Here is a 25,850-nt window from a genome sequence, read left to right as displayed (position 1 = left end):
ACATTGGATAAATAGCTATGCTCAATTTTAATTTTTTAACACCAGATATCCTAATCCTTGCCCAAGAAGAGGGTGCAAAGTCGTCTCTACAGTCACTCATCATCATTCCGATTATGTTAGTTGCCATGTATTTTCTCGTGATTCTTCCGAACAAAAAAGAAGAGAAGAAACGTAAAGAGATGATCACCAATCTCCAAAAAGGGGACAATGTTGTGACCAATAGTGGTCTCCATGGTAAGATTGTTGAGTTCAAAGACAATAACGAAACTGTTGTTTTGAGTGTTGCTGCGAACACAAACATCACATTTGAAACTAGTGCTATTCTGAAGAAGAAAGCCTAAGATGAAACATCTCTTCTTAATTTCCCTAACCTTCTGTTTTTCGATCTCCCTCTTTTCGCAAGAGGGATTGGATTTTTTAGATAAGGTCAATGACAAACCTAAATCTACTACCACCAAACCGAAAGAAGAAGCTGTCACTACCACAACAAAAAAACAAACAACAGTTGTGACTACGACTGCACCAGTTACGGGAAAAAAGAAGAGATCTAAAAAGAAATCCAAACAAAACCAACTCGCAACGACGGAATCTCTTCCGCAAAACACCAATTTGGCTGCCAATCCGAATGCAAATACTGCAGTAACGGATAAATCCTTACCTAATTTGGAAAAACAAACTGCGGTGTTAGAGGAAGAGGAAGTAGTTCCCAATGGATTGTGGATGGATTCCAATGTGTCCGTGGAACCATCAGGACTTCCTGGTTTTTCTGCTGATTTGAAAGTAGGAAAAATTGAAGGTTCCAATCCAACACCAAATTTTACCTCAAACAAAGAAACGGGAAAATCACTGTTTAATTTCTCTGATTTTTTTGCTAAATATAAAAAAGCGATGATGATCCTTGGGATTATCATACTCTTTGCTTTTTACAGACTTAGATCTGCTCGCCCGGGATCTAGCAGTCGTTCTTATAGAAGATAATAATTTTAGGAGCAAACTAACTTGCAATCGTATCGACTATTGATTCTTCCTTTTTTGATTCTGGCGGTTTCCTTTACAATTTTGTATCCGAACTTTGCCTATCGCAGTTTAAAGATCGTTGTAAGAGAAGATGTGTATGCACTTCCCGAAGCTGATCAAAAAGTTTTGGTAAACGCACTCTTTGAACGTTGGGCAAAAGATTACGGTAAAGCTTCTGGTTGGACGATCGAACCACAAGACACTCTCCCTCCCAAAGAAAATCCGTTTTATATTGTTAAAGGAAGATTTATTACTTCCGCAAAAATTAACCAAATTTCTCAAGAGAACCAATCACTTGTTAGCGAATCTAAAAACAAACTGGAGCCAACTTGGATTGAAGAAACCATTCGTGGTGGTAAGTCTTTATCGATTAAATTGGGTCTCGACTTACAAGGCGGTATGCGGGTTGTTCTTAAAGGAGATTTTGATGATTATACATCCAAACTCAAAGACCTCTATGCCAAAGAGTTGACTGAACTCAAACTAACGTTAAATAATCCTGCCGCAAAACCAGAAGATAAAGAAAAGGCTAAATCAAGACTTACTGAAATTGAGTCTAGTTTTGACCTTTCTCCCATGCGTAAGATTGTAGAGTTGGAAAAAGCAAAGATGATTATCGACAATCGTCTTACTACGCAAAACCTAACAGAACCGCAAGTTCGTATCCAAAAAGAACAAGATGCCATTGAAGTATCGCTTCCTGGTGTTTCGAATTCTGCTGCCATCTTAGAAATTTTACAAAACACAGAAACGGTTGAGTATCGTTTGGAAGAACCAACACCTTTTGTTTACAAGGGTCAAATTGCCGATAGCGAACGTCGGATGATGGATTTGGGCAAACGAGAAAACACTGATATCTATCTTTTCCAAGAACTCGTAAAAAACAAAGCCGGGAAAAAAGCACAGGATGCGTTTTTAGAAGGTTTGGAAAAAAAATATAATATCCCTAAAGACTTTAAAGTGTATGCGATGTGGGCTCGGGGAAATTCTGCAAAGTCTGCTCTCCTTCCTCGTAGTTTCGTAGTATTGGAACGTAAAATTGCTCTTTCTGGCAATGATATGACCAATGCCCAACCATCTTATAATTCCAATTCGTATGGATGGATGGTTAGTTTTACTCTGACTCCCAATGGCGCTGAGAAATTTTTTGATCTTACTTCCCAAAATCGTGGACGTAACCTAGCGATTGTTTGGGGAGATAAAGTGATTTCCAATCCAGTCATTAATGATCCGATTGCTGGTGGTCGTGCTGAAATTTCGGGAAGTTTTTCCGAACAAGAAGCCATCCGTTTGGCAAACGTAATTTCAGAAGGTGCACTTCCTATTCCTTTATCAGTTTTGGAAATGCGATTCATTGGACCGACACTAGGAATTGAGTCGATTGAAGTGGGTGTAAAAGCCGTTGCCATTGGATTCTTTTTAGTAATGGTATATATGATATTCTATTACAGGTTAGGTGGGTTTATTGCTGACCTTTCATTGTTAGTGAATATCATTATCTTGGCTGCACTTCTTACACTTATGGACTTTACGTTAACACTTCCAGGTATTGCAGGGATCATTTTAACTGCGGGTATGGCTGTAGATGCAAACGTGATTATCTATGAAAGGATTCGAGAAGAAATAGAAGAGGGCCGAGCACTTTCGATTGCCGTCACTCGTGGTTTCGAAAACGCTTTCTGGACCATTATGGATGCAAACGTCACCACACTCATTGCGGGAATTCTAATGATTCGTCTTGGAAATGGACCGATCAAAGGTTTTGCGATTACACTTTGTTGGGGTATCGTGACTACTCTTTTCACATCACTTTTCCTTTCACGTTTATTTATGGAACTAACAGTGAATCGAATTGGCATTCACCACTTGAATTTAAGACCTTTCTTCTTTGGGAAAAAGGAGACTACAAATGCATAATATCAATTTTACAAAGTATAAATACTTTACTCTTAGTTTTTCCTTCCTTGCGATTGTTTTCGGATTTGTTGTCACCTTCGCCAAATATGGTGGATTTGCACACTCACTCGACTTTAACGGTGGACTTAGAACCGTAGTAGAACTTCCGGCAGACAAAACACGAAATGATTTGGAAGGATACTTTCAGTCCAAAAAAATTGAAGCGGTTGTCATTCTTTTAGAAAAAGAAAAGAATATTTATCAATTGGATATTGGACTTGGATCATTAGAAACGATTGAAGCTTTGTATAAAGAAATTCCAGAAGATAGCCGCGAATCTTCTACTTCTGCCATTGATCGTTTTGTCCAACTGTTAAGATACGAATACAAACTTCCCAAAGAAAAAGTCCTCTCTGCCGACCAAGTGGGTGCGGTAGTAGGTGGTGAATTGACCGAAGTAGGAATCACACTCCTACTCACAACACTTGCCATCATTCTTTTGTATTTGAGTATTCGTTCTCAGTTTAAGTTTGCTTTGGCATCTTCCATTGCCCTCGTTCATGATATTCTTATGACACTGGCACTCATTGGATTTTTACAAATCAAACCGAGTGTTCCTATCATTGCGGCACTTCTTACACTTCTTGGTTATTCCATTAACGATAAAATTGTAGTATTTGACCGAATTCGCGAAAATGCACATGGAAAAGACAATTTAGCACTTTCTAATATCATCAATGTTTCCATTACTCAAACCTTAGGAAGGACAATCAATACTTCCTTTACTACAATGATATCCGTTGTGGCAATCATTGTGGGTGGGGCCGTGGAATTGTATGATTTCGCTTTTGTCCTTCTTTTTGGTGTGATAGTGGGAACTTATTCTTCTATTTACATTGCCGCTCCGATTTCTGAGATCTACGACCAACTCAGGAAAAAAAGATTCGCATAACAAAACAATTATGAATGCAGAGAAACGAAAGGAAACTTATTCTCTGCATTCCCTTCTCGGGTTTTTGGCCATGGGGAAAACTGGTGCCAATCCTCCCGTTTCCGCAGTATTAACCAATTCCGAAGGTTCTATTTTAGCAAGTGCTCATACACAAAATTATGGGGGAAACCATGCCGAAAGGGAACTTTATTCGAAGTTCCTAAACAAAAACTCTGATGAATTCCTCTCTGTCAGTTTAGAACCTTGTACCCATTTTGGAAAAACTCCACCCTGCCGCGATATGGTGATCGAAAGAAATCCAAAGGAAATCAAACTCGGATGGAAGGATCCCAATCCTTTGGTCCAATCGGGGGACTGGGAAAAGTATTCCCAAGCAGGAATATCTGTATCACTTGATCCCATGTTAGCTAAAGTATCTCTCCCTTTTTTACAGGGTTTTTTTACGCGGGTACAAACAGAAAGACCTTGGGTTTGGATTAAGTCAGCCACTTCAAGAGAAGGGAATTTTGCCTCAAAGGATAAAAAAAAGGAAAGGGTGAGTTCCGAGGAAGTAGATCTCGCATTACAGCTGCTTCGTGCCAAGGTAGATGCTGTTGCCGTGGGTCCAGGAACTGTGGTTACCGATTCTCCTTCCCTCCACTTTCGGATTACTGAGGAAATGATCCTTTCCCAAAAACCGGGAATACGAATCACGGAACTCGAACCTTTTTTTGAAGCAGGCTCTGGCCTTATCTCTTCTTTATTACAATACACAAAGGATACAGCAGAGATCCATAGGTTGGAAGAAAATCGTTACCAACCATACCGAGTGTTTGTTTTGGATCCAAACCACCTCCCATCGCAGACATTCTTTACGAAACAAATCGAACTCACAGAAAAGTTCGGTGAAAAAAAATGTATCTTTTTTATCTTAAGAGATGAAAAATCAAATCCTCTTCCCATAGAATTAGAAACTCAGATCCAATCTGTTTCCCGTTTTGAAGGAGTGAACCTTCTCCCGAGTGATGGTGGTAAATTTTTAGAAATTCTGGGTGGTCTTGGTATTAACACCTTGTTATGTGAATCAGGTAATTTTTTCCCTTCATTCCTTTCTTCTGAACTGACAGATACTGATCGGATTTTAGAAATCCGAAACGAAAAAAAATCCTTACCCGAGGGAATTCCATTTGTTTATCAGAATGAACTATTGATTTCGGAATACCAAGTGGGAACAAACCGCATTTTCATAAGAAAACCCCAAAGGAGCACTTAAGCCTATGTTTACTGGTCTTGTAGAAACTATTGGAAAAGTAGTTGAAATTAAACCCATTGATTCGGGGATCCAATTTACTATTGAAACGGAATGGGAAAATCCAGACTTAAAGATTGGGGACTCTATTGCTATCAATGGAGCTTGTATGACAGTCACTGAGTTTTCTGAATTGGGGAATTTGTTTAAATTTTATGCTTCTTTTAAATCTTTGGAACTTACCAACTTATCTAGGTTAGGAGAGGGATTTACCGTTAATTTAGAAAGGGCTATGGCACTTGGACAACGATTTGGTGGGCATATGGTGCAAGGTCATGTGGATGGAATGGCAAAGGTCATTAGCAGAAAACAAATTGAAGCAGAGGTAGAAGAGTTTTGGATAGAAATTCCAGAAGAGCTAAGACGTTATTTTGTTAAAAAGGGATCAGTGACTTTAGATGGGATTAGTTTGACAGTAGTGGATGTTAAAGATGGAAATATTCAATTGATCTTAATTCCAGAAACCATGGAAAAAACAAACGCTGGTACTTGGAAAAAAGACCAGCGGTTGAATGTGGAAGTGGATGTCCTGGCTAAATACATTGAAAATTATTTGAGCCAAAGATCGGAAACTTAGTTTCGTTTCAATAAATCATCGATATCGGAATCAGAGTCATTGGATACATACTTTGATTGAAAATCGCTAGCAGTCATGATTTCGAAAAACATATCTAGTTTTGCTAATTTGAAAACATTTTGAATCATTGGTTTCATTCCCACGAGAATGAGTTTCCCTTTTTTGTTTTTGAGTGAATTGAGACTTTTGATAAGGGAACCAATGCCCGAGGAATCGATATAGTCAAGACGGCTCATATCAATGGAAACAATACTTGGATTGGGTTCGATGAGTTTGGCAAAGATCGATTCAAATTCCTCTGTGGATTCAATATCAAATTTCCCAGCGATTTCAATGGTTTTGATCTTTCCTGTTGTGTTCAGTTTCAGTTCCACATGGCCTCCGATCCGGATTATTTAGACAAAAGAAAGGGGAAAAATCAATGAATTTCTTTGGGAATCTTCTTTAATTCGGAACGGCTTTCAGAGTTTTAGTATATAGAGGCCTTCCCCCATGATACGTCCGATCGAAGAAGCAATCGAAGAAATCCGCCAAGGCAAAATGATCATTCTCGTCGACTCTGAAGACAGAGAAAATGAAGGTGATTTGGTCTGTGCCTCCCAATTTGCGGACAAAGACAAAATTAATTTTATGGCGACCCATGGTCGCGGACTGATTTGTGTTCCGATGGAAAGAGAAAGACTCCAAACTTTGGGTCTTGGGAAGATGGTGGATGATTTAAGTTTGGGCGACAAACACGGGACTGCTTTTACCGTTTCGGTGGATGCGAAACACGGAACCTCAACGGGAATCTCCGCTCATGACAGAGCCAAAACAGTAGAAGTCCTTTTAGATCCAAATACCAAATCTGAAGATTTAGTTCGCCCAGGGCATTTGTTTCCTCTCCAGGCAGTGACTGGTGGGGTATTAAGAAGGGCAGGGCATACAGAGGCAGCAGTCGATTTATCAAAGTTAGCTGGTCTATATCCAAGTGGTGTCATTTGTGAAATTATGAATGACGACGGATCTATGGCTCGGATTCCTGATTTGGAAAAATTTGCAAAAACCCATGGTCTCAATATTTACACGATTGAAGATTTAATTCGTTACCGTAGGCACAAAGAAAAACTAATCCATTTAGAAGTGGAGGCAAACCTTCCTACTGAGTTCGGTGACTTTAAAATCAAAGCTTATTCTACACAAATTGATGATAAAATTCATATGGCACTGGTAAAGGGAGAAATCAATCCAGAAAAACCAGTGCTTGTGCGAGTACATAGTGAATGTTTGACTGGCGATATCTTTTCTTCGCAACGTTGTGATTGTGGGCCACAACTCCACAATGCCCTTCGAATGATTGAAAAAGAAGGAAATGGTGTATTACTTTATATGCGCCAAGAAGGTCGTGGCATTGGGATTATCAATAAACTCAAAGCCTATTCCTTACAAGAAGGTGGATTGGATACGGTGGAAGCCAATGAAAAATTGGGATTTGCACCTGACTTACGGGAATATGGAATCGGTGCTCAGATTTTACGGGATATCGGTGTGAAACAAATGAAACTCATCACGAATAACCCTCGTAAGATTGTGGGACTGGAAGGATACAATTTGCACGTCACAGAAAGAGTTCCAATTGAAATCGATCCTGTCGAAGAAAACTCTCGTTATTTACACACGAAAAAAACGAAACTAGGACACCTTCTCAACTTACACGGTTAATACAAACCCTATAGAGTTTGTATACTCTATAGGGGAATCACTCGTTCGTTCCTGAGAGTAGAAGTGATTTCTCTTCTTACGGGGATAATCTAGAACGTTCCCAACCGGACTCTTTTCTTACAAATTGAATCCGGTCATGGAGCCTTCCCACCCTTCCTTGCCAAAACTCAATTTTAGTTGGAAAAACCGAATACCCACCCCAGTTTTCGGGCATAGGTACTTCCTTACCTTCCCATTCTTTGGTAAGCGCGGCAAATTTTTCTTCTAAAAATTCCCTGGAAGGCACCACCGAACTTTGATTTGATGTCAGAGCTCCAATTTGTGATTCTCTTGGTCTTACCTGAAAATAAGCTTTTGATTCTTCTTTGGAGATGGGACTTGCCAATCCTTCGATGCGAATCTGTCTTTCTAGTTTTGGCCAAAAGAAGTTTAGTGCCACTTTATTGTTCTCCGCAATGTCCTTTCCTTTGTCTGAACCATAATTGGTAAAAAATTGAAACTCATCTCGAATCAGACCTTTCAGTAATACAATCCTTGCCGATGGTTGCCCTGATTTGTCTACGGTAGCCAAAGACATTGCATTGGGTTCTGGTTCACCTTCCGTTTTGGCTTCGGAAAACCAAAGATTGAATAATTCTAAGGGATTTGAACCTGCAGTTTCTTCCGAAAGAACGGAACGAGTGTAAAGCCTACGCATATTTTGTAATTCATTCGATGGTTCCATAAATGGAGAAACCCTCCCAGTTGTAGTAGTGGACGAGTAGTTTGGCAAAGTAAGTCAAAAATAAACCAAGAGAAAAATAAAGTCCCATGGGAATCTTTTTTCCTTTTAACGGTTCGCCCTTTTTACGCAGTAAAAAACTAAATCCCACGGCAAGTAAGTAGGACGAGTTGAAATATAAAATCCAAAAAGGATTTCCAGCAATGGCGGCAAAGATAGGTGAAAACAATACATCTCCAAGACCCGTTCCCCCACGAAACAAAAGATAAATCAAAAAATAAAATACAAAAAAGCCAAGAAAAACCCAAAGTGTCAGAAGGTTTATCACTTCACCAAACAAAAGGTAGTTGGATAAAAATCCAAAGGCAACTAGAAAAGGGAGATTTTCATAATCAAGTGAAAATTTGGCAACGTCGGTCATCATAGAAATGAGAAGATGGCCCAATAAAAAAAGAAGAGTAATGGTTCCTAGAATGTCTTCAGATACAAAGTATATAAAGATAGCAACGATACCGAAAAGAAATTCGGAAAGTGGATAGAGTTTGGGGAGTTCTGTTTTACACTGAAAACACTTTCCTTTGGTAAAAAACCAACCAAAGATTGGTGTGAGATGTTTTTTTGTCACCAAATGCCCGCAAGACGGGCAATGGCTTGGTTTTGTAAAAATCACATTCCAACGTTTAAAACCACTAAACTCTTTTCTCTTTTTTCCATAACAAAAAGTAAGGATTCGTTCGCCGAGTGTTGTATAAAAACTGGCAAGGCTTGCACCAAAGAAAAATAAAATTCCATAGGTCGATAGGCTCCAAAGGAATAACCAATTCGAATCCTCCATAAAATTAGTAACTATTTCCTTCTTTAGGATTCACTTTCTGTGGAAAGTTCCTGTAGGGCCTTCATTCCTCTTTTTAATGTATCCCATTCGGTGGCAAAGGAAAGCCTAACAAAATTTTTCTGATCACAAAAGATAAATCCAGGAACAAGGATTAGGTCTTTTTTCACAGCCTTTTGGATGAACTCTTCGTCAGTTCCAGGTATTTGAAAGAAGGAATAGAAAGCTCCGCCTGATTTTTGGATGGGATAGTAGTCTTTTAAGGATTCATAAACAAAGTCCCGTTTTTCTCTGTAGTCTTGGATATAGGCACTCATGTCTGTTTTAAGAGCTTCAATTCCGGCCCATTGGGTGATGGAAGGAGCACAGACTACGGTATACTGCTGTAAGGTGGTGAGAGCTTTGATGACTTTGTCCTCTGCAAGGATAGTCGCAAGCCTAAGCCCTGTCATATTGTATGTTTTGGAGAAACCAGTGAGTGTGATTGTTTTTTCGTATTCTGACCCAATCGAGAAAAACTGTTTATCATAATCAAAAAGTTCATAAATTTCATCGCTAATGAGATAAGCTCCCGTGACCTCCGCTAAATTAGCAAGAGCACGTAACTGTTCTTTGGATAAGACTTTTCCTGTGGGATTGGAAGGATTGGAAAAAATGATGAGTTTGAATTTTCTCGATTTTAATGATTCTAAGTCAGCGGGTTTGAAACTTTCCTCTAGGGGAACCACCTTACCTCCATAGAATTTTAACATGGCCGGATACATAAGAAAGTAGGGTGAGATCACCAAACATTCGTCACCTTCATTGACAAGGGCATTGAATAATAAAAAGAGTGCCGAAGAAATTCCTGATGTGGCAAGGATTCTGTCTTCATGAGCATAAGAGATTTGATTCTGTATTTGGTATTTTTCTGCCATAGCCGATTTAAGCTCAGGAATCCCGCCAGTTAGGGTGTAGGAAGTTTTCCCGTCTTGGGCAGCTTTTGTCAAAACCTCGATGATGTTAGGTGGGCAGGGAAAGTGCGGTTGACCGATACTCAAATTGATCGGGTTTTGGATAGTCCGTGCTAGCTCAAAGGCCTTACGGATGGGGGAGGAGTCAATCCCATACATTCTATTTGCGAAATCCATGGAATCATAATGGTTTTTTGTGTAGGTACCGGTCAATAGAATTTGGTTTACACCTAGGAAATGAGTAGAAATCTGAAGGATATGGAATTTGTAACCATTGCCGATGTGAAAGTGCCGGTTCTCCCGCACTCCAATAAGTTTCCTATTTTTCCTTCTAGCCTTGTCGAGACCGACTCGGTCAAACAAACTCTACAAAAAATTCTATACCCCATGCTCGAAGGAATTCCTGTCCTACTCGTGGGAGATGCTGGTGTAGGGAAAAACGCTCTTATCTATTATATCAACTCTTTAAGAAAACAACCTACCTTACGTTTTAGTTTCAATGAAGACACTCTTCCGGAAGATTTGATTGGTTCTTACCGAATTCTCTTAGATGGAAAAGGATTTACTTGGTCGAATGGTCCTCTTACCAATGCACTCTCTGCGGGACTTAGTTTTGTTGCCGATGAAATGAATCTTTGTGCACCAAACATCATCAAACGGTTTTCCTCTGTTTACGAATCCAACTACCTAGACCTTTTGGAAGGGAGTGGGGAAAGAGTGACTGGAAAAACTGGTTTTTGGTTTATTGGCACGCAAAACCCAAGTGAAGGTTTTGAAGGAAGAAAACCCCTTCCCTTTGATATCACCAAACATTTTGCTGTGGTTTATGTAGATCCCTATTCTCCCGACGAAATGTTTTTTATCTTAAAAAAACTCTATCCAATGCTTGGGGAAGATGTTTTGAAACAAATCATTCGGATTAGTTTGGAATCGGAAGCGCGCATTAAATCAGGCGAAATTGGAAAGGGTGATTTAGAAAAATACCACTTCAATTTAAGAACTTTACAAAAGTATTGTAACAGGTTAGTTCTTTTTGGTGCCAAAGACAAGGCAGTGGCAGCAAGAGAGGCTTTGTATTTATTCGAAGAACCTTTCCGGAAAAAAGAAGACAAGTCCAAACAAAGAGAACTCATCGAATCTGAGTTTGGTGGTGGAATCAAAGTGGTACCTACCAAAGGTTATGTGCAAAGTTCTACCATATTCTGGAACGACAAAGAAATCAAAACTTGGGATGAGAAAAAAACAATCTCCCTTCTTTCCACATACCCCACCCCAGAACCAGTTTTGCATTTCCTAGACCAGGTATTTACTGCCATCCAAGCCAAAGAAAACATTCTCATTGAATACCGTGAAGACCAAGACCCACAAGAATTTTTACCTCTATTTACTGAACTTACAGGAATTGAACTTGAGTCCGTGATGTTATCCAAAGGGATGCATACATCCGATGTAGTTGGAGCTTTGAAGCCGACCGAAGAAGGAAATATCGAAAGTGTCACTTGGGTGGACGGCCCCCTAACACGGTCTATTCGAAAAGGTCATATCATCCTTATCTCAGGACTTGAATCGGCGGGAGCAGAACTTGTCGAAAAAATGAATATGTTAACCGACGATGCCCGCTCTCTTACCCTCCCTCCAGAGTCGGGTGAATACCTTCCTGTCCAACTCACGGAAAAATCAATTGTTTTTGGAATGAAGTCTTTTCGGGTTTCGAAATCGGTCACTACCATTTCTCGTGCCTTTCGTAATCGCTTCACTCCGATTCTTTTTCCAGAACTGGAAGATGTCAAAGTCCTAGAAGAAATTCTAGAATTTTACCTTCCTGAAGGAGTTCTGCCACGAAGTTTAGCACGTTTCCATTTGAAGGCAAAGGAACTTGCGGAGAAACGTACCATTGGATCAGCAAACCTTATGCCTTACCGATTTGGAATTTCCAATCTTCTAAAATGGAAAAACCATATCTATCGTTATAACCAAGCGGATGTTAAAGACATTGCAATTCGCGGTGGGAAGATCTATTATACAAACCAAATTGCAGATCCCAAAGAAAGAAAGGAACTCGAACGACTTTTGGAAGGATTTCTTTCCGGTGTGGAAGTGGTCTCAACACTCTTCGAGGAAATCGAAGAGAAAAAAAAAACGTTTACCGTTGAATCAGGGTTAAATCGTAAAAATTGGTGGGATCCTGAACTTCACAAACGAGACCCCCTAACAGGTGTTGCTAAAAAACTCAATTCCGGCGAGGAAATCAAACGAGGAATTGAGATCAACACTCCAGAAACGGGGGGTAGCACTAAAGAAGGACCTGATGCTTGGTATGGACAAGATACTCAAGGGAACCAAGGCCAAGGGGAACCACAAGGGGGCGGAGGAGCTTGGGGTTACCGAACCGAAGAGCTCTACAAACAATTTTTAAAAAAACGCCGTCTCCTTTGGGACTATTCCATCATGGTGGGACTGGAAGAATTTAAGTCAGTGTTTGGAAAGGAATTGGAAGAGGTTGAACTCAATTTAGAACAACTCTTTGATCCAGAAATTGACATCCATCGTATGTACAAAAACGAAGGATCGAGGGTGGATGCAAGAAAATACATTTCTTACAAAAGTGGAAGGGGAGATACAAAAATCTTCGATAAAACCACGATCGAAAAAAATGATGAAAAACTAAAAGGTGTGGAAGTGACATTTCTTGTGTCAAAATGCCGAAGGATCTTTAACTTCGAGTATTCGATTGCCATGCTTTCGGCACTCCTTGTCAGCTTACATATATTAAACGAACATGATATCAAAACCAGTGTCCATACTTTCTGTGATATCAAAAACTCAAAAGACACTGTTGACATTTACAATCTAAAGTCGGCAGAAGAGGACTACACTGCAGAAAAAGAGGAAGAAGTATTTAGTGCTCTCTGTAAAAATTGGCATGGGGATAGCATTCCTGAATTCCAAGTCCTTTCCAATTGTGAAAGGTATTTTTCACCTGATGCCCAAACAAAGATCATAGTCCTTCTTTCTGATTTCCGAGGCCAAAGGGCAAAGACTTATATCGAAGATGAATTATCCTCTTTTGATACACGGAAAATGAAAGAAGCTGTACTGAAAAACCAGGACAAAAATTATGTATTTTTAGGGGTGGGACTTGGGTCTCGCTACATTGCGGAACATGTGTTCCATGACTCCCTACAGATTACGGCGGATAACTTTTATTCAATGCCAAATCTTATCGGAGCGGAAATTGCTAGACTGGTGCAAATCCACCATTCCCTCAGACAGTAAATATTTATGGGCAAAACCAAAAAAGACGACAAACCACGCGGAACGGATCCTTTAATCAATAAAAAGGCAAAGTTCAATTTCGAACTATTAGATTCGTTCGAGGCTGGTGTTGTACTCACAGGTTCTGAAGTGAAATCCCTTCGTGAAAAAAAAGGGAATCTAACCGATTGTTTTGCGAAAGTCAGAAATGGAGAAGTGTTTTTAGAAAACTTTCAAATCCCTCCTTACAAAAACGGAGGTTATGCGAACCATCCGGAAATTCGTCCTCGCAAACTTTTACTTAAGGCCAAAGAAATCGAAAAAATAGATAGATCCATCAAAGAGAAGGGATTGGTCCTTGTGGCCACTCGTTGTTTCTTTAAAAACAATCGTTTGGTAAAGATAGACGTCGCTCTCGCCAAACCAAAAAAACTTTACGACAAACGTGACGACATTCAAAAGAAGGAAGCCAAAATCGATATGGAAAGAGCCATGAAGGAACACCTACGCAAATGAAAGGACTTCCAGTGGTAACTATCGTTGGCAGACAAAATGTGGGTAAGTCCACGTTATTCAACGCCATCCTCCGGGCACAAAGTGCCATCACAGAAAATACAGCCGGTGTCACAAGGGATGTATTACAAAAGACCGTCGAAAGGTCTGAATTTAAAATACCTTTCACTTTGTCTGACACACCTGGTTTAGATATTGAAAATATCGATGAAATCTCAGGAGAGATTATTGAGATTGCTTTCGAACATTTGAGAAATTCGGATCTTATCCTACATGTGATCGATCATAAAGACTTACGTAAGTATGACCACAAACTGATCGAACTTTTAAAAAAAGATGAGGTTCTCAAAGACAAATCGGTCCTCACTCTGATCAACAAGGTAGATACCGAACAAGATGAGTATGATCTAGAGCCTTTTTATAAACTGGGATTAAACGAACTCCTTCCGATTTCTGCACTTGGGCGAAGGAACTTTGATCTTCTTTACCAAAAGATTAATTTTTTTCTTCCTGATAAAATCAAAATGCCGGAAGATCCGTATTGTAAAATTGCCATCATTGGAAAACCTAACTCAGGTAAGTCGTCACTACTAAATACCTTTCTCGGATACAAAAGAGCTGTAGTTAGCGATGTGCCTGGAACCACAAGGGATTCTGTTTCCGACCAGTTCTATTTCCAAAACCATAAATTGGAAATTATCGACACCGCAGGGATTCGAAGGAAATCCAAAACGGGAGAAAGTTTAGAATTTTATTCCTACAAACGCACTCTGCATAGTTTGGGAGAAGCGGATGTTGTCGTTTTACTCATCGATGCTATGAAGGGGCTCGGTGAATTTGATAAAAAGATCTTTGGGGAAATTCAGGAACTCGGCAAACCCATGATTGTGGCAGTGAACAAATGGGACCTCGTTCCCGAAAAAGAATCCAATTCCTGGAAACATTTCAAAGACCGTATGGAAGCGAAACTTTCGATTTTAAAGGAACGCCCGCTTCTTTCCCTTTCCGCCAAAGAGAAACTGAGAACCCACAAACTCCTCGAATCAGTGGTGAGTCTCTACGAAAAGTCCCAGAAAAAGCTGACCACTCGTGCCCTAAATGACTGGTTAAGCAAGTGGGGGGGGAAAAATAAGGTACAAAAGGCATCGAACCGACCTCCGAAGGTGTATTACGCCACGCAAGTCTCCCAGATTCCTTTTAAAATTTTATTCTTTGTTAATGATACGAAACTCTTTCCGTCAAATATATTGAGTTTTTACCGAAAGAGTATAGTAACAGAGTTCGGGCTAGATGGCCTTTCCGTTGAGATCGAACTCCGCAACAGAAACGAGGGTAAGGAGGGCAAGGAATGATACTTGCCGTAGTCCTAATTAGCTACCTTTTAGGTGGCATTCCGGTCGGATTTCTTCTGGCCAAACAAGTGCGCGGGATTGACATCCGCGAACACGGTAGCCGCAATATCGGTGCCACCAATGTCGGCCGGGTCATCGGTTGGAAATTTGGAATCATCGCTCTTTTTCTAGATGCTCTGAAAGGTGCCATCCCAGTCATCCTTGCTTCCTACATTGAATCACCGTATCCACTGACCACTACGGAAATTCTACTTGGTTCTGTTGCCATCCTTGGGCATACATTCACTCCCTTTCTGCATTTTAAAGGAGGAAAAGGAGTTGCGACAGCTCTTGGTGTTTATATGACACTTGTTCCCATTGTGACCGTTTGTGCGGTTGTGATTTTTTTTATCGTTTATAAGATTTCTGGATTTGTATCTCTCGGATCTATCCTTGCGACTTTATCCATGCCTATCTGGTATTTTGGAACTACAAAATTCATTCCAGATTCTGAATACCAACCAATCATCTTCTTTGTATTAGTTGCTACTTTTTTTCTCATTTCCTATTCTCACAGAGAAAACATCAAACGTTTGGTGTTAGGTAAAGAACTGCGAGCAACTTAGGAATGCAAACAGAAAGAGAATCCTCTCTCACACAGAAAGAAAAACTTTTCCTTCTCACTAAATTTGTAGAAGACCATCCGGAAGCGGAGATCCAGGACTTCTACAAATGGTTGTATTACGGTGAATTTGGAATGGAGGAGTCATCTCTCATTATGACAGGAAGACAATCCATACCTGAGTTACATTTGATACTCGGAGAAATTAAAAAAGAAGAATCGGAAAGTAGGGAGTCGGAACTGATTTGGGAACCGATGGGCCTTGCGGCTCGGTTTGTGAAAGTTTATGTAACCAAATACTTTCATATGGATTGTCCGGTGAAACGCCTCGTCAATTTACTAGAAAGGTCTCCTGCCTTTCGCGGTGCCCGAATGAGTTTTAAATTGGATTGGAACCTTTTGAAAGAAACCGCTTTGGAATTAAGACCAGAACTAACACGCCGCGACTTTATTAATTTTGAAGAAAGGATCAACTTTCACCAATTGCCTGCTCTACCATATACAGATGGTTATGCGGAAAAAAATCCTTTCGCATATCGTGTGGTTTCTCAAAAGTTATTTTTTGATTATTTTCCAGAATTTGAAGACAATACTGTCTTTCATCCTTTTTCTGGAAACGAATCCATCATAGGATAAAGACTTCGTTTTAGGTAACGAATTTCTTTTTTGATGGATTGGACCATCAGTTGGTTTTTTCTTTCCAACTCTAAGTCTTTATGACGTAAGATATAAATTTCAGTTTTACGCACCATTCTTCGTATATAAGACTCTCCTCGCATCCAAATCCAGATATCAGAATCTTGAAAGGACTTGCTATGTGTATCGTTTTCAAATTTCTTTAGTCCTTGTTCCATAAATTCGATATCCTTCTCGATACGTTTCAGTAGTTCTTCCGAGCCTTTGGGGCGTAATTCAGAGGAATTTTCTGAACTAAACTTCCAGATCGGAAGGTTACGCCAAGGATAGTTGTGAGGGAGAGTTTCCGTTAAAGTCTCCGTCGCCTGTTTCGGACTTAGTGACCGGATTCCTGCAATGGCCGCTCCCTCATCATTGACATTGTAGAGCTTCATTTCAGTCACACTACTGGCCGATTCTTCAAACCAGTGCCGATACAAATCCAAAACATAATCAGTAAGAACAGATCCATCCCCTCGTGCCTTGGGAACAAATCGAGTTTCTCTTTTGCGAATGATTACTTCGTTGATTCGTTCTAAACTATTTTTTCTTCCGAGTAAAGTAAGCCATTTTTCATTGTGGTGAGTCCCTGTGGAATGGATTTCCCTTCCGGAATAAGCCAGGTCTTGGCCAAGAAAATATACGGAGGTAAAACCCATATAACGAAGCATATCAAAAGCAGTCGTTGCGACTGATCCTCCGGATTGAATGTCTCCCACTTCGGTAAATACTTGATCAGCGAGCTCGCCTCCAGCTGTGACTTCCCGGATGAGTGTACCTTCGGCATCTACCTGGTATTTGGCGGTTACAGAGTGAACCACAGATTGGAACATGGGTTCTCTCAGGAGTGTGGGGGAGCTTACTAAATCGGCAAAAAGAGGAATTTGATTCAAAGACTCTCCCATAAAATGAAAAAATGAATTGGTTTGGGCATCTAGTGTCACCACCCCATCTGCTTGAATTCCTGCTTTGATCAGCACTTTGAGCGAGGTATCACAGGAGAAAACAAATACTTTGTCCCGAACTGTTTGTAACCAAGGAAGGTTTTTTCGTAAACTAGGACCCGCTGACACGAGTACGGCGGTAAGTCCTTGAAACTTATCCTTTAAAGAAGAGATAGGATAACGAGTCGGAGATTTTTTAGCAACATGAACCAAATTCCAAATAGAGTTTTTAATCCACAAACGTTCAAATTCAAACTTGGTGAGTAGGTCACTCATTTTTGCGGAAAACACAGTTTGTGTTTTTTCTTCTAACTCGCGATAGATGGGATTTCTATTTGTGTCCGTTGGGTTACGAATGATCTTTAGACCACTCACCCGTTCGATAGGAAGTGAGTCTAGGTAGTTAAAAAACAAAGGGAAGAAGAGTTCGCCGGAGAATAAATGGCGACCCGGAACCGTCATCACAGGTTTTAGTATCTTATCCCAGATAACAGGAATTAATGTTTCATCATCACCAATCAGAATGAGGATTTGCCCTGGTGCCAATGTTTCGTTAATTTTTTGAATTAAATGAGGATTCCCAAGCCCAAACAATATCACAATGTCCGTTGGTTTTAAAGAATAAGTATCTAATAGGCGGACGGCTTGCGTGAGGGGAGAGAAGGAAGAAGAGAGGGGTTCTCCATTTAATGAGACATAATATTCTCCCATCTTCTTCGCAGAGCCCAGTTCCCAGAGATTTTCCTTTGGGAAGTTTCTGAAATAATTTTGTAAGTAAGGCTTCCTTTCAAAAATTTCACTGGAAATGGGATCGATAATTTGGGACATAATACTATCTAAGGTTTTTTCTTATGTCTCCCAAGTGGTGTCAACCGGGAAACAGGGAAATCGAACGGCGAAACATATATGCATTTAAAGAGCCTGAGTATTGTTGGATTCAAAACGTTTGCGGATGAAACAGAGATCAATTTTGATCCTGGATTCACTGCTGTCGTCGGACCGAATGGTTCGGGAAAATCAAATATAGTCGATTCCGTCAAATGGGTCTTTGGAGAAAAAAGTGCCAAGGGACTTCGCGGAGAGAAGATGGACGATGTTATCTTCCACGGAACAGAGAGTAGGCGAGCTGCTGGTTTTGCAGAAGTTTCAATTCTTTTTGATAACGATGACCGGTTTTTCAACATTGATTATCCATCCGTCAAAATCACACGTCGTTTGTATCCAGACGGAGAAAACGAATACTACCTCAATGATATCAGAACCACGAGAAAGGATATCGAAAAAACTCTCCTCGATACAGGAATTGGTAAGTCCAGTTATAGTATTTTAGAACAAGGTCGAGTAGACCAAATTTTAAATTCCAAACCAGAAGAAAGAAGGGCCATCTTTGAAGAAGCCGCTGGAGTTTCTCGGTTCAAATTGGATCGAAAAGAAGCCACAAAAAAGTTGGATGACACCAACCAGAACTTACTACGTATCCAAGACATTATGAACTCCATGGTAAAAGACCTGGAAGTGAAAGAAAAACAATCTGAAAAAGCAGAACAATACTTCAAACTAAAATCAGATTTAGATGAGTCCGACAAAAATTTACGATTTTTAAAGTTACGAGATTTTAAACGTCGGATGAAAAAGTCTGACGAAGATTTACTAGAGATCCGCGAAAAAAACAAATCGATTTTATCTCTCATCCAAAACGAAACTAATTTGATTTCTGAAAAGGAAACCACCAAAGAAGCGAAGGAAAGAGAAATCGCTGAAATTGATAAAAAGTTATTTGATCATCTTTCCAAAAGCCAAATCCAGAAAGAAAAAATAGCTAAAAACAAAACCTTCATTATGGAGTATGAACTTCGTATTGGAGAAATCCTTTCTGCCTTAGAAACAGAAAACCAAGCCACAATCAAACTAGAAGTAGAAAAACGGGCGATTGAATTAGAAAACGAACGACAAAGAGAAATCCAAACCACTCTCCAAGAAGAAATTCAAATTTTGGAATCTAAACGTGTTTCTTTGGAACTTTCTATCAAAGAAGAAGAAAAGTCCATAGAGGAAAAAGAAGGTCGCATCAAAGAGAATGAGAAACGCCATATCACCCTCAGAGAAAAACAAAAAACCGTTATTTTGGAACTCATCCAAGAGTTAGAAAACAAAAAGAAAGAATCAAGTGAAGGTGAAGCAATTCGAAATGCCGACAAAGTTGTACTTCTTTCTGATTTAGATAGTTTTACTCAAAAATTAAAATCAGCGATTGCAAACTTTGAGGGATCTCAAGTTTCCCAAGGGATTACAGAACTTCGTGAAATCCAACTCGATCGTTATAAAGAAAAACTAAATGGTTTTTTGAAAAGAGAAGATGATTTTAGAAACTTACTTTTTGATAAAGATGGAATCCTTTCCAAAAAAGAATCCATAGACCAAGAAATTGAAGATTTAATTTTGGAAAACGAAAATCTAACACGAGGAATTCGAGACAACCAAAGTAATATTATTTTACACCGAAGTCACTGGGAAGAAACAAGAACCCATATTGTAGAACTAGAGAAAAAACTTCTCGAATCCAATTCTCGATTAGAAAACCAACAAAAAGAAATTGCTGTCCTTGATGAAAGGATTGGCGAAATTCAAAAACGGATTTTGGGTGCGAAAGAACAAGAGTCTGTCATCCGAGAAAAAAAAGATGGATTGGAAAAGGAAGTCGAAGTTTTAGAAAAAGAAATTGCAGAGTCTTACCAAGAGTTTTTATCCATGAGTCGTATTTTGGAATCTGAAAAAGAAACCTTACAATCACTTGTGGAAGAAATTTCTGGAATTAAATCCAATATTTCTAAAAACCAGGAAGTGTTTCAAAATTTATTGCCTCTTCTTTCTGAAAAAGAAAGAACAAGCTCCGCACTGAAAGTGCAAATTGATTCCCTAGTGGAAGAATTATACAATGACTATTCACTTACTGATTCCGAATTGGAAACTGAACGTGGTGGACTGGAACTTGACCAAAAGGCAGAGGAAAGAAGATTACGTTCTGCAAAGTCAGAAATCCAACTACTCGGTTCTATCAACCCACTGGCGATTGAAGAATACCGAAATATTAAAGAAATCTACGAACACAATCTAAAACAAAAATTAGATATTGAAAGCTCTAAAAAAGATATCGAAGAAGTTTTGAAAAGAATCAATGAAGAATCGGAAAAACTTTTCCAAGAAACCTTTGAAAAGATCAAACAAAACTTCCAAGAAACTTTCTCTACACTTTTCAATGGGGGAAGGGCCACTCTCGAACTAACGGAAAAAGAAGATTCTCTCAATTCCGGTGTGGAAATTATGGCGGAACCTCCAGGCAAACATGTTCAGAACTTACGTCTGTTATCTGGTGGTGAAAAGTCACTCACGGCGATTGCCCTTCTTTTTGCGATCTATATGGTGAAACCAAGTCCATTCTGTTTCTTAGATGAGATTGATGCGGCTCTAGACGAGGCAAATAAACTTCGGTTCTGCCAAATTTTAGACCGGTTCAAAGACAAAACACAGTTCATTGTAGTATCCCATGCGCAGTCTACCATTTCCAGAGCCAATGCCATTTTTGGGGTCACAAACGAGGAACCTGGAATTTCAAAAATCCTTTCTCTTCGTTTGGATGAAGCCAAATCACTATCCAAACAAATCACACAAAAAACCGGAACCGACAACTAAGTCGGTTTCGCTTATTTTCACAAAAGAAAAGGTAAGAACTGTAAACCAGTCTTACCTTTGTTTCGTTTTACACTAGAGAACTTTGGTTATTTGTTGGCTTGCATTTCTTTCATAATGCAAGTAGAGAAAGCTTTGCAAGTATCACCACCAGAAAGGCAGCTTGCAATTTTATTGTAGTATTTGGGACGGTTGCAGTTGAATTCGCAGCCACGTTTTAGCGTTGCTTTTTGTTCTTCTGTTGCATTGGGGTTTACTTGAACTGAACAAGTATAGAATTTATCGCACGCCTCTTTACATTTAGGAAAGTCAGCTGCTTGGAGGGATCCAGTAAATAATACCAGAGCCAGAATTGAAAACAAACGATTTGTTTTTTTCATACCTTTTCCTCTCGATCTTTGGTAGCGAAGACGGGAGTCGAACCCGTGACCTCAGGGTTATGAATCCTGTGCTCTAACCATCTGAGCTACCTCGCCCTATCACCTTAGATCGTTTGGTTGAACTAAATCTTTAGTTCTTTTGTCATTTTTTGAAGAGATTAAGAATGGTAAACAAAAAAAAGCCCCGACGGTTGCCGGGGCTTTTTCTCTTAACAAGAGTAAGTAGTGAGGAATTCGTATGGGTGAGGGCGACCTTCCCATGGCCAAATTTCTGTTTCAAACTTATAGTGTTGGTATGTTTGTAGAAAGTTTTCTGTAAACACATCACCTTGTTTGAAAATTTCTCTTTGAGCGAGCATTTCTTCCATTGCTTCACGAAGTGTGTGAGGCATTTGACGAATTCCTTTTTCACGGATTTCATCTAAAGAAAGTTCGAAAAGATCTTCTTCACGTGCAGGACCTGGATCGATTTTTTCTGCAACACCTGCCATACCCGCCATAAGGAGGGATGCAAACGCCAAATATGGGTTAGCTGTTGAGTCAGGAAATCTGAATTCCACACGTTTTGCTTTTTCGCCGCTTACGAAAGGAATACGGCAAGAAGCAGAACGGTTCTGAGCAGAGTATGCTAGAATGGATGGAGCTTCGAATCCTGGAATGAGTCGTTTGTAAGAGTTAGTGGATGCATTTGTAAAGGCAGCACATGCTCTCGCGTATTTTAAAACTCCACCAACATAGTTGAATGCGAAGTCAGATAGACCTTGGTATTTATCTCCAGCGAAAAGGTTTTTTCCACCTTTCCAAAGAGAGATGTGAACGTGCATACCATTACCGTTATCACCAAAAAGTGGTTTTGGCATAAAAGTAGCCGTTTTTCCATGTTTATGAGCCACCATCTTAACGATGTATTTAAGCTTTTGAACGTTGTCCGCAGCTTCAATCAAAGTTCCAAACTTAACTCCAATTTCTCCTTGTGCTTGTGCTACTTCATGGTGCACTACGAATGTTTCCATTCCAATGGCTTCCAGAGTTTTTACAAATTCAGCACGAAGGTCTACTTGTGAGTCAATTGGAGCAACAGGGAAGTAACCACCTTTTGTTCCAGGACGGTGTCCAGAGTTGAAGTTGATTTTTCCTGTATTGTTTGTACCTGGAATTTCTGAGTGAGTATTCCAGATTCCTTCATTGGAATCTAATTCGTAGTATTGGCAGTTGATTTCATCACGAACTCGTAAGCTGTCAAAAACAAAGAATTCATTTTCTGGACCGAAATAGGCAGTGTCTGCAATTCCGGATTTATTCATGAATGCTAATGCTTTTTTTGCAATGGAACGTGGGCATTTTTCATAGTATTGTTTTTTGTAGATATCCCATACGTCACAAAACATAACGAGTGTTTTGTCAGCAGTAAACGGATCTAAAAAAGCCGTAGAAATTTCTGGGTGTAATTGCATATCGGAAGCATTGATTGGCTGCCAACGAGCAATGGAAGATCCATCAAAAGGAATCCCTTTGAATGTTTCTTCATCAACTGAATTCACATAATAGGAAACGTGGTGCCACATTCCTTTGATATCCGTGAAGCGGAAGTCGTAGAAAATGACTCCATTTTTTTTGGCATACTCAACCACTTCCTTTCCGGAAGTAAATTTTGGGGTTGCGAACTGCATTTGATTCTCCTTCTTTCAGAGGTCGGTCTGATTGTTGTAATCTGATGTCCAATAAGATGCAAGATTTATACCAAGGCATTTCGACCTAAATATAAGGGTTTCGTGGAGTTTCTAAGCAAAATGATTCGAAAACCGCGCCCAGAATTTACACAAATTGCATATAGTGGAAACCAATTGCTTAAATAGTGCACAAAATTGCTCTATTTAAGCCTCCGCCATTTCGAAATACTATCTACAAAAGGGGTGATTTGGTCAACGGAATCGAATCATTTTCGAAGAGAAATTGGAAATTTTTTGAAATCTCTATTATGTATGTTTTTTTTGTGGCAGTAGCCGAAGATTCCTAGAGGTTAGAATCTAGATGAGTTCTCGGAAACCGGATTACGGTCGTTACCAACATTTAGAGAGCTTTATCCACCTTTCCAAAGACGCCATTTGGTGTTATGAGTTCGATATTCCGATGCCGATTTCTCTTTCTGAAGAGGAACAGATGGAATTCATCTGGAACCATAGCATCATTCGGGAATGTAATTTGGCCATGGCACAGTTTTATGGGTATCTTTCTGTCCATGAGATCATTGGTAAGTATTTAAAGGATCTTGTTACGCTAAAAAGCGTATTTTTACTCCGTAAATTCATCCAAAGCACATACCAATTAGAAAACTATGAGTACATTGTGGATTTGTCAGATGGCAACCAACGTGTATTTTTAATGAATTCCCATGGGCAAGTGGAGGATGGATTTCTTGTTCGTATTTGGGGACAACAAATTGAAATATCTTCCATCCGGGAATCGGAAGTAAAACTTTCTGGTCTCCTCCGGTTTTCACAAATTGTGACAGAAGTTTCTAAAACCTTTGTGCATTCTAAAGCAGAATTAGTATCTGATGCCATCCAATTTGCCTTGGAGGAACTAGGAAAATATTCACGGGCTGACCGTGTTTTTGCTGCTGAGATTTCATCTGACAAACAATTTCTTTCCGTAACCCACGAATGGGTGTTAGATGGAATTCCGTCTTTGTTTGAAGTTGGAACCAAACTCCCGATAGCGAAGATGAATCCTGAACGATTGGGAATTCTTGCTTCCGATGGAGTGATCCATATTGCAGACACTTCCCAAATGTTGGACGAACCTTGGCATTTGGATCTTTTTAAACGAGCAGAAGTTCGTTCCATTTTAGTAGTGGGATTACGTGATGAAGGGAGTGTGATTGGAATTCTTGGAATTACCACTTTTGAGCGGATTGGTAATTGGTCAGAAGAAACTAAAAGGTTACTTGGTTTGGTTGCTGGTTTTATTTCGCAAGGGTTAGTGCGAGCAAAGAACGAAATCAAACTAATGAAAAAGGAAAAAGTCCTGCAAAGATTTTATTCCGATGTCAAAGAAGATTTGGCGCTTGCAAAGTTAACTCAAGAAGCTTGGGTTGCTAAAGATTTTGGTGAAATTCCAAATGTAAAAATACAATCGCGGTTTTTGCCTTATGATGAAATTGGTGGCGACCTAATTCTTTACGAAAAACCAACGAATGATTGTATTGATATTTTTTTTGGTGATATTTCTGGTCATGGGATTTCTTCAGCATTAGTCTCAGGGATAGCTGCGGTATCTTTTAAAAAACATTCCAAATTAGAATCCACTCCTGCAGATATTTTAGCTGCGATGCACTTGGAATTAAAAACAATCATTTTTAAACATCATATATCTGCTTGTGTTCTTCGGCTTTTTCCAAAGGAAAGAAGGGTAGAGTTTAGTTTTGCAGGCCATCCTCCTGTTGTGTTTTGGAAAGAGAGTGAAAGAGTGATGAAACTTGTGAAAGACGAAATGTATCCGATTTTACTCTTGGATTCATGGCAGGGAAAAACAATTTCTAAAACCTTTGATCCAGGTGATCGTTTGCTTTTGTATTCGGATGGGATTTATGAATTAGAGGAAGAGGGCGGTGGATATATAGGTTTAGATATCTTTTTACAAGAACTCTCCGAAATGATTTCTGTATCTGAAAATACAGAAACTTTGATTCAAAAAATGATCGCGAACTGTCTCATTGATAAAGACCGAATCATACACGACGATATTGCCGTATTATTTTTGGAATTTTAATTTTCTCTATCGGCAATATCTAAAACTTTAGCATCTGCTTCTGGATATTTTGCCAAATACTCAGATACAATTTTCTTTTTCCCGTCCAATCTTTCTAAATGATTTTCAATGATATGACCAAAGTCTAATTTGCCGGTAATTATTTCATATCTTTCTGTTTCAATGGTTCCTAAATCCAAATCCACTGGAACTTCACTTGCTTTGTCCGCGTATTCTTTTGATTTTTCCCAGTAAGGTAGTGCTTCTTTGTAGAAACTTTCTGCTACTCCAAAACTTTCTTTAAGTTCATGGGCAAAATCTAAATTGTAAAAATATACATGGCGTTTATCAAATTTTGAGGCAAGTCTCATATAGGAACGCATGATTTGAATGTTGATATGCATAAACATCAAGTTCCTATATTTATAATATTCCTTTTCTGTTTTTGTCTCACATAGCGAGTGTTTGGGGTGACGAAACCGTTTCCCCAGGGCAATTTTCAGCCAATAGATATTCTTTCTGATTTCATTGTCGTTGTAATGTTGTTTTAAATTATACAACTCATAAAAATCTTCTAAATACTTTGGTTCCCATTTATGAAGTTTGTAGGGAACCCAGTCAGAAAACTTAGTATAGGGACCATTTTTTTCGTATTCGTAGTTGTAATCGATGTCAGTTTCCCAGGCACCTAAAGATTGCGAAAACAAGGATAGCACGAATAAAAGGGAAAGTAAGAATCCTTGTTTCATTACTCAA

The 25,850-nt window shown here is 39.4% G+C and carries 22 protein-coding genes and 1 tRNA gene; 14 read left to right on the top strand and 9 right to left on the bottom strand.

What is annotated here, in order from left to right; translation table 11 throughout:
- Window positions 1-17 precede the first annotated feature (17 nt).
- Genes yajC through LEP1GSC203_RS12305 form a run of 6 tightly spaced genes read left to right on the top strand, consistent with a single transcriptional unit; the run spans window position 18 to window position 5,730 of the window.
- The gene (gene yajC, locus LEP1GSC203_RS12330; RefSeq protein WP_002973971.1) at window positions 18-341 is read left to right on the top strand and encodes a preprotein translocase subunit YajC; all 324 of its coding nucleotides are present in this window, start codon (window positions 18-20) and stop codon (window positions 339-341) included.
- A 1-nt stretch (window position 342) separates the two neighbouring features.
- The gene (locus tag LEP1GSC203_RS12325) at window positions 343-978 is read left to right on the top strand and encodes an SRP-less Sec system protein (protein WP_002974087.1); all 636 of its coding nucleotides are present in this window, start codon (window positions 343-345) and stop codon (window positions 976-978) included.
- A 21-nt stretch (window positions 979-999) separates the two neighbouring features.
- On the top strand, window positions 1,000-2,934 hold the full coding sequence (gene secD, locus LEP1GSC203_RS12320; protein ID WP_002974189.1) for a protein translocase subunit SecD: 1,935 nt from the start codon (window positions 1,000-1,002) through the stop codon (window positions 2,932-2,934).
- Window positions 2,927-3,865, top strand: coding sequence for a protein translocase subunit SecF (gene secF, locus LEP1GSC203_RS12315; protein WP_002973829.1), 939 nt, complete (start codon window positions 2,927-2,929; stop codon window positions 3,863-3,865). Before secD ends, secF begins: the two co-directional genes overlap by 8 nt.
- Before the next feature lie 10 nt (window positions 3,866-3,875).
- Window positions 3,876-5,117 carry a dihydrofolate reductase family protein gene (locus LEP1GSC203_RS12310; protein WP_002973995.1) on the top strand — a complete coding sequence of 414 codons (1,242 nt, stop codon included), beginning with the start codon at window positions 3,876-3,878 and terminating at the stop codon, window positions 5,115-5,117.
- A 4-nt stretch (window positions 5,118-5,121) separates the two neighbouring features.
- Window positions 5,122-5,730, top strand: a complete 609-nt coding sequence (locus tag LEP1GSC203_RS12305; RefSeq protein ID WP_002974366.1) for a riboflavin synthase — start codon at window positions 5,122-5,124, stop codon at window positions 5,728-5,730.
- Here the strand turns inward: LEP1GSC203_RS12305 and LEP1GSC203_RS12300 are convergent.
- Window positions 5,727-6,104 (bottom strand): STAS domain-containing protein, encoded by a 378-nt coding sequence (locus tag LEP1GSC203_RS12300; RefSeq protein WP_002973718.1) that lies wholly within the window; start codon window positions 6,102-6,104, stop codon window positions 5,727-5,729. The two genes, LEP1GSC203_RS12305 and LEP1GSC203_RS12300, sit on opposite strands and share 4 nt — an antisense overlap.
- 118 nt (window positions 6,105-6,222) lie before the next feature.
- Between LEP1GSC203_RS12300 and LEP1GSC203_RS12295 the strand changes: the two genes are divergently transcribed.
- Window positions 6,223-7,431 (top strand): bifunctional 3,4-dihydroxy-2-butanone-4-phosphate synthase/GTP cyclohydrolase II, encoded by a 1,209-nt coding sequence (locus LEP1GSC203_RS12295; RefSeq protein WP_002974515.1) that lies wholly within the window; start codon window positions 6,223-6,225, stop codon window positions 7,429-7,431.
- 76 nt (window positions 7,432-7,507) lie between these two features.
- Here LEP1GSC203_RS12295 and pdxH read toward each other — a convergent pair whose 3' ends face one another.
- The 3 genes from pdxH to LEP1GSC203_RS12280 are packed head-to-tail and all read right to left on the bottom strand — an operon-like array spanning window position 7,508 to window position 10,114.
- The gene (gene pdxH / locus LEP1GSC203_RS12290) at window positions 7,508-8,155 is read right to left on the bottom strand and encodes a pyridoxamine 5'-phosphate oxidase (protein ID WP_002974443.1); all 648 of its coding nucleotides are present in this window, start codon (window positions 8,153-8,155) and stop codon (window positions 7,508-7,510) included.
- A complete protein-coding gene (locus tag LEP1GSC203_RS12285) occupies window positions 8,139-8,987 on the bottom strand; it encodes a prepilin peptidase (RefSeq protein ID WP_002974304.1) in 849 nt (282 codons plus the stop codon). Before LEP1GSC203_RS12285 ends, pdxH begins: the two co-directional genes overlap by 17 nt.
- Before the next feature lie 23 nt (window positions 8,988-9,010).
- On the bottom strand, window positions 9,011-10,114 hold the full coding sequence (locus LEP1GSC203_RS12280; RefSeq protein ID WP_198008576.1) for a pyridoxal phosphate-dependent aminotransferase: 1,104 nt from the start codon (window positions 10,112-10,114) through the stop codon (window positions 9,011-9,013).
- Window positions 10,115-10,195: 81 nt separating this feature from the next.
- On the opposite strand from LEP1GSC203_RS12280, the gene LEP1GSC203_RS12275 reads away from it, so the two are divergent.
- From LEP1GSC203_RS12275 to LEP1GSC203_RS12255, 5 genes are read left to right on the top strand one after another with little or no spacing between them, the layout of a single operon-like run.
- Window positions 10,196-13,213 carry an AAA family ATPase gene (locus tag LEP1GSC203_RS12275; protein WP_002974267.1) on the top strand — a complete coding sequence of 1,006 codons (3,018 nt, stop codon included), beginning with the start codon at window positions 10,196-10,198 and terminating at the stop codon, window positions 13,211-13,213.
- A gap of 6 nt (window positions 13,214-13,219) precedes the next feature.
- On the top strand, window positions 13,220-13,708 hold the full coding sequence (gene smpB / locus LEP1GSC203_RS12270) for an SsrA-binding protein SmpB (RefSeq protein ID WP_002974168.1): 489 nt from the start codon (window positions 13,220-13,222) through the stop codon (window positions 13,706-13,708).
- Window positions 13,705-15,057 carry a ribosome biogenesis GTPase Der gene (gene der, locus LEP1GSC203_RS12265; protein ID WP_002974352.1) on the top strand — a complete coding sequence of 451 codons (1,353 nt, stop codon included), beginning with the start codon at window positions 13,705-13,707 and terminating at the stop codon, window positions 15,055-15,057. Before smpB ends, der begins: the two co-directional genes overlap by 4 nt.
- Entirely contained in the window at window positions 15,054-15,662 is a 609-nt protein-coding gene (gene plsY, locus LEP1GSC203_RS12260) for a glycerol-3-phosphate 1-O-acyltransferase PlsY (protein ID WP_002974440.1), read from the top strand. The genes der and plsY overlap by 4 nt, the downstream gene beginning before the upstream one ends.
- Before the next feature lie 2 nt (window positions 15,663-15,664).
- Window positions 15,665-16,294: a hypothetical protein gene (locus LEP1GSC203_RS12255; protein ID WP_002974141.1), complete on the top strand. Its 630-nt coding sequence runs from the start codon at window positions 15,665-15,667 to the stop codon at window positions 16,292-16,294.
- Here the strand turns inward: LEP1GSC203_RS12255 and LEP1GSC203_RS12250 are convergent.
- Window positions 16,258-18,105 carry a motility associated factor glycosyltransferase family protein gene (locus tag LEP1GSC203_RS12250; protein WP_002974303.1) on the bottom strand — a complete coding sequence of 616 codons (1,848 nt, stop codon included), beginning with the start codon at window positions 18,103-18,105 and terminating at the stop codon, window positions 16,258-16,260. The two genes, LEP1GSC203_RS12255 and LEP1GSC203_RS12250, sit on opposite strands and share 37 nt — an antisense overlap.
- A gap of 78 nt (window positions 18,106-18,183) precedes the next feature.
- On the opposite strand from LEP1GSC203_RS12250, the gene LEP1GSC203_RS12245 reads away from it, so the two are divergent.
- On the top strand, window positions 18,184-20,967 hold the full coding sequence (locus tag LEP1GSC203_RS12245; RefSeq protein WP_002974057.1) for a chromosome segregation SMC family protein: 2,784 nt from the start codon (window positions 18,184-18,186) through the stop codon (window positions 20,965-20,967).
- Window positions 20,968-21,053: 86 nt separating this feature from the next.
- Here LEP1GSC203_RS12245 and LEP1GSC203_RS12240 read toward each other — a convergent pair whose 3' ends face one another.
- The 3 genes from LEP1GSC203_RS12240 to glnA all read right to left on the bottom strand — a co-directional run bounded on the left by LEP1GSC203_RS12240 (window position 21,054) and on the right by glnA (window position 23,014).
- Window positions 21,054-21,344, bottom strand: a complete 291-nt coding sequence (locus LEP1GSC203_RS12240) for a Cys-rich protein (RefSeq protein ID WP_002973678.1) — start codon at window positions 21,342-21,344, stop codon at window positions 21,054-21,056.
- Window positions 21,345-21,363: 19 nt separating this feature from the next.
- Window positions 21,364-21,440 (bottom strand) — tRNA-Met (locus LEP1GSC203_RS12235).
- A 113-nt stretch (window positions 21,441-21,553) separates the two neighbouring features.
- The gene (gene glnA / locus LEP1GSC203_RS12230) at window positions 21,554-23,014 is read right to left on the bottom strand and encodes a type I glutamate--ammonia ligase (protein WP_002973606.1); all 1,461 of its coding nucleotides are present in this window, start codon (window positions 23,012-23,014) and stop codon (window positions 21,554-21,556) included.
- A gap of 361 nt (window positions 23,015-23,375) precedes the next feature.
- On the opposite strand from glnA, the gene LEP1GSC203_RS12225 reads away from it, so the two are divergent.
- Window positions 23,376-25,115 carry a PP2C family protein-serine/threonine phosphatase gene (locus tag LEP1GSC203_RS12225; RefSeq protein ID WP_002974341.1) on the top strand — a complete coding sequence of 580 codons (1,740 nt, stop codon included), beginning with the start codon at window positions 23,376-23,378 and terminating at the stop codon, window positions 25,113-25,115.
- Here LEP1GSC203_RS12225 and LEP1GSC203_RS12220 read toward each other — a convergent pair.
- Window positions 25,112-25,843, bottom strand: coding sequence for a hypothetical protein (locus LEP1GSC203_RS12220; protein ID WP_002974196.1), 732 nt, complete (start codon window positions 25,841-25,843; stop codon window positions 25,112-25,114). The two genes, LEP1GSC203_RS12225 and LEP1GSC203_RS12220, sit on opposite strands and share 4 nt — an antisense overlap.
- Between the last annotated feature and the right edge of the window lie 7 nt (window positions 25,844-25,850).

Source organism: Leptospira terpstrae serovar Hualin str. LT 11-33 = ATCC 700639 (assembly GCF_000332495.1).
In the GTDB taxonomy this organism is placed as follows: Bacteria; Spirochaetota; Leptospiria; order Leptospirales; family Leptospiraceae; genus Leptospira_A; species Leptospira_A terpstrae.
Note: the sequence above shows the minus strand (reverse complement) of the source record. Positions and strands in the feature narration are given on the sequence as shown.

Excerpts from the sequence above, each read along its gene's own strand:
- yajC (WP_002973971.1), top strand. The coding sequence starts at position 18 with ATGCTCAATTTTAATTTTTTAACACCAGATATCCTAATCCTTGCCCAA.
- LEP1GSC203_RS12325 (WP_002974087.1), top strand. The coding sequence starts at position 343 with ATGAAACATCTCTTCTTAATTTCCCTAACCTTCTGTTTTTCGATCTCC.
- secF (WP_002973829.1), top strand. The coding sequence starts at position 2,927 with ATGCATAATATCAATTTTACAAAGTATAAATACTTTACTCTTAGTTTT.
- LEP1GSC203_RS12310 (WP_002973995.1), top strand. The coding sequence starts at position 3,876 with ATGAATGCAGAGAAACGAAAGGAAACTTATTCTCTGCATTCCCTTCTC.
- LEP1GSC203_RS12305 (WP_002974366.1), top strand. The coding sequence starts at position 5,122 with ATGTTTACTGGTCTTGTAGAAACTATTGGAAAAGTAGTTGAAATTAAA.
- LEP1GSC203_RS12295 (WP_002974515.1), top strand. The coding sequence starts at position 6,223 with ATGATACGTCCGATCGAAGAAGCAATCGAAGAAATCCGCCAAGGCAAA.
- pdxH (WP_002974443.1), bottom strand. The coding sequence starts at position 8,155 with ATGGAACCATCGAATGAATTACAAAATATGCGTAGGCTTTACACTCGT.
- LEP1GSC203_RS12285 (WP_002974304.1), bottom strand. The coding sequence starts at position 8,987 with ATGGAGGATTCGAATTGGTTATTCCTTTGGAGCCTATCGACCTATGGA.
- LEP1GSC203_RS12280 (WP_198008576.1), bottom strand. The coding sequence starts at position 10,114 with ATGGATTTCGCAAATAGAATGTATGGGATTGACTCCTCCCCCATCCGT.
- LEP1GSC203_RS12275 (WP_002974267.1), top strand. The coding sequence starts at position 10,196 with ATGGAATTTGTAACCATTGCCGATGTGAAAGTGCCGGTTCTCCCGCAC.
- smpB (WP_002974168.1), top strand. The coding sequence starts at position 13,220 with ATGGGCAAAACCAAAAAAGACGACAAACCACGCGGAACGGATCCTTTA.
- der (WP_002974352.1), top strand. The coding sequence starts at position 13,705 with ATGAAAGGACTTCCAGTGGTAACTATCGTTGGCAGACAAAATGTGGGT.
- plsY (WP_002974440.1), top strand. The coding sequence starts at position 15,054 with ATGATACTTGCCGTAGTCCTAATTAGCTACCTTTTAGGTGGCATTCCG.
- LEP1GSC203_RS12255 (WP_002974141.1), top strand. The coding sequence starts at position 15,665 with ATGCAAACAGAAAGAGAATCCTCTCTCACACAGAAAGAAAAACTTTTC.
- LEP1GSC203_RS12250 (WP_002974303.1), bottom strand. The coding sequence starts at position 18,105 with ATGTCCCAAATTATCGATCCCATTTCCAGTGAAATTTTTGAAAGGAAG.
- LEP1GSC203_RS12245 (WP_002974057.1), top strand. The coding sequence starts at position 18,184 with ATGCATTTAAAGAGCCTGAGTATTGTTGGATTCAAAACGTTTGCGGAT.
- LEP1GSC203_RS12240 (WP_002973678.1), bottom strand. The coding sequence starts at position 21,344 with ATGAAAAAAACAAATCGTTTGTTTTCAATTCTGGCTCTGGTATTATTT.
- glnA (WP_002973606.1), bottom strand. The coding sequence starts at position 23,014 with ATGCAGTTCGCAACCCCAAAATTTACTTCCGGAAAGGAAGTGGTTGAG.
- LEP1GSC203_RS12225 (WP_002974341.1), top strand. The coding sequence starts at position 23,376 with ATGAGTTCTCGGAAACCGGATTACGGTCGTTACCAACATTTAGAGAGC.
- LEP1GSC203_RS12220 (WP_002974196.1), bottom strand. The coding sequence starts at position 25,843 with ATGAAACAAGGATTCTTACTTTCCCTTTTATTCGTGCTATCCTTGTTT.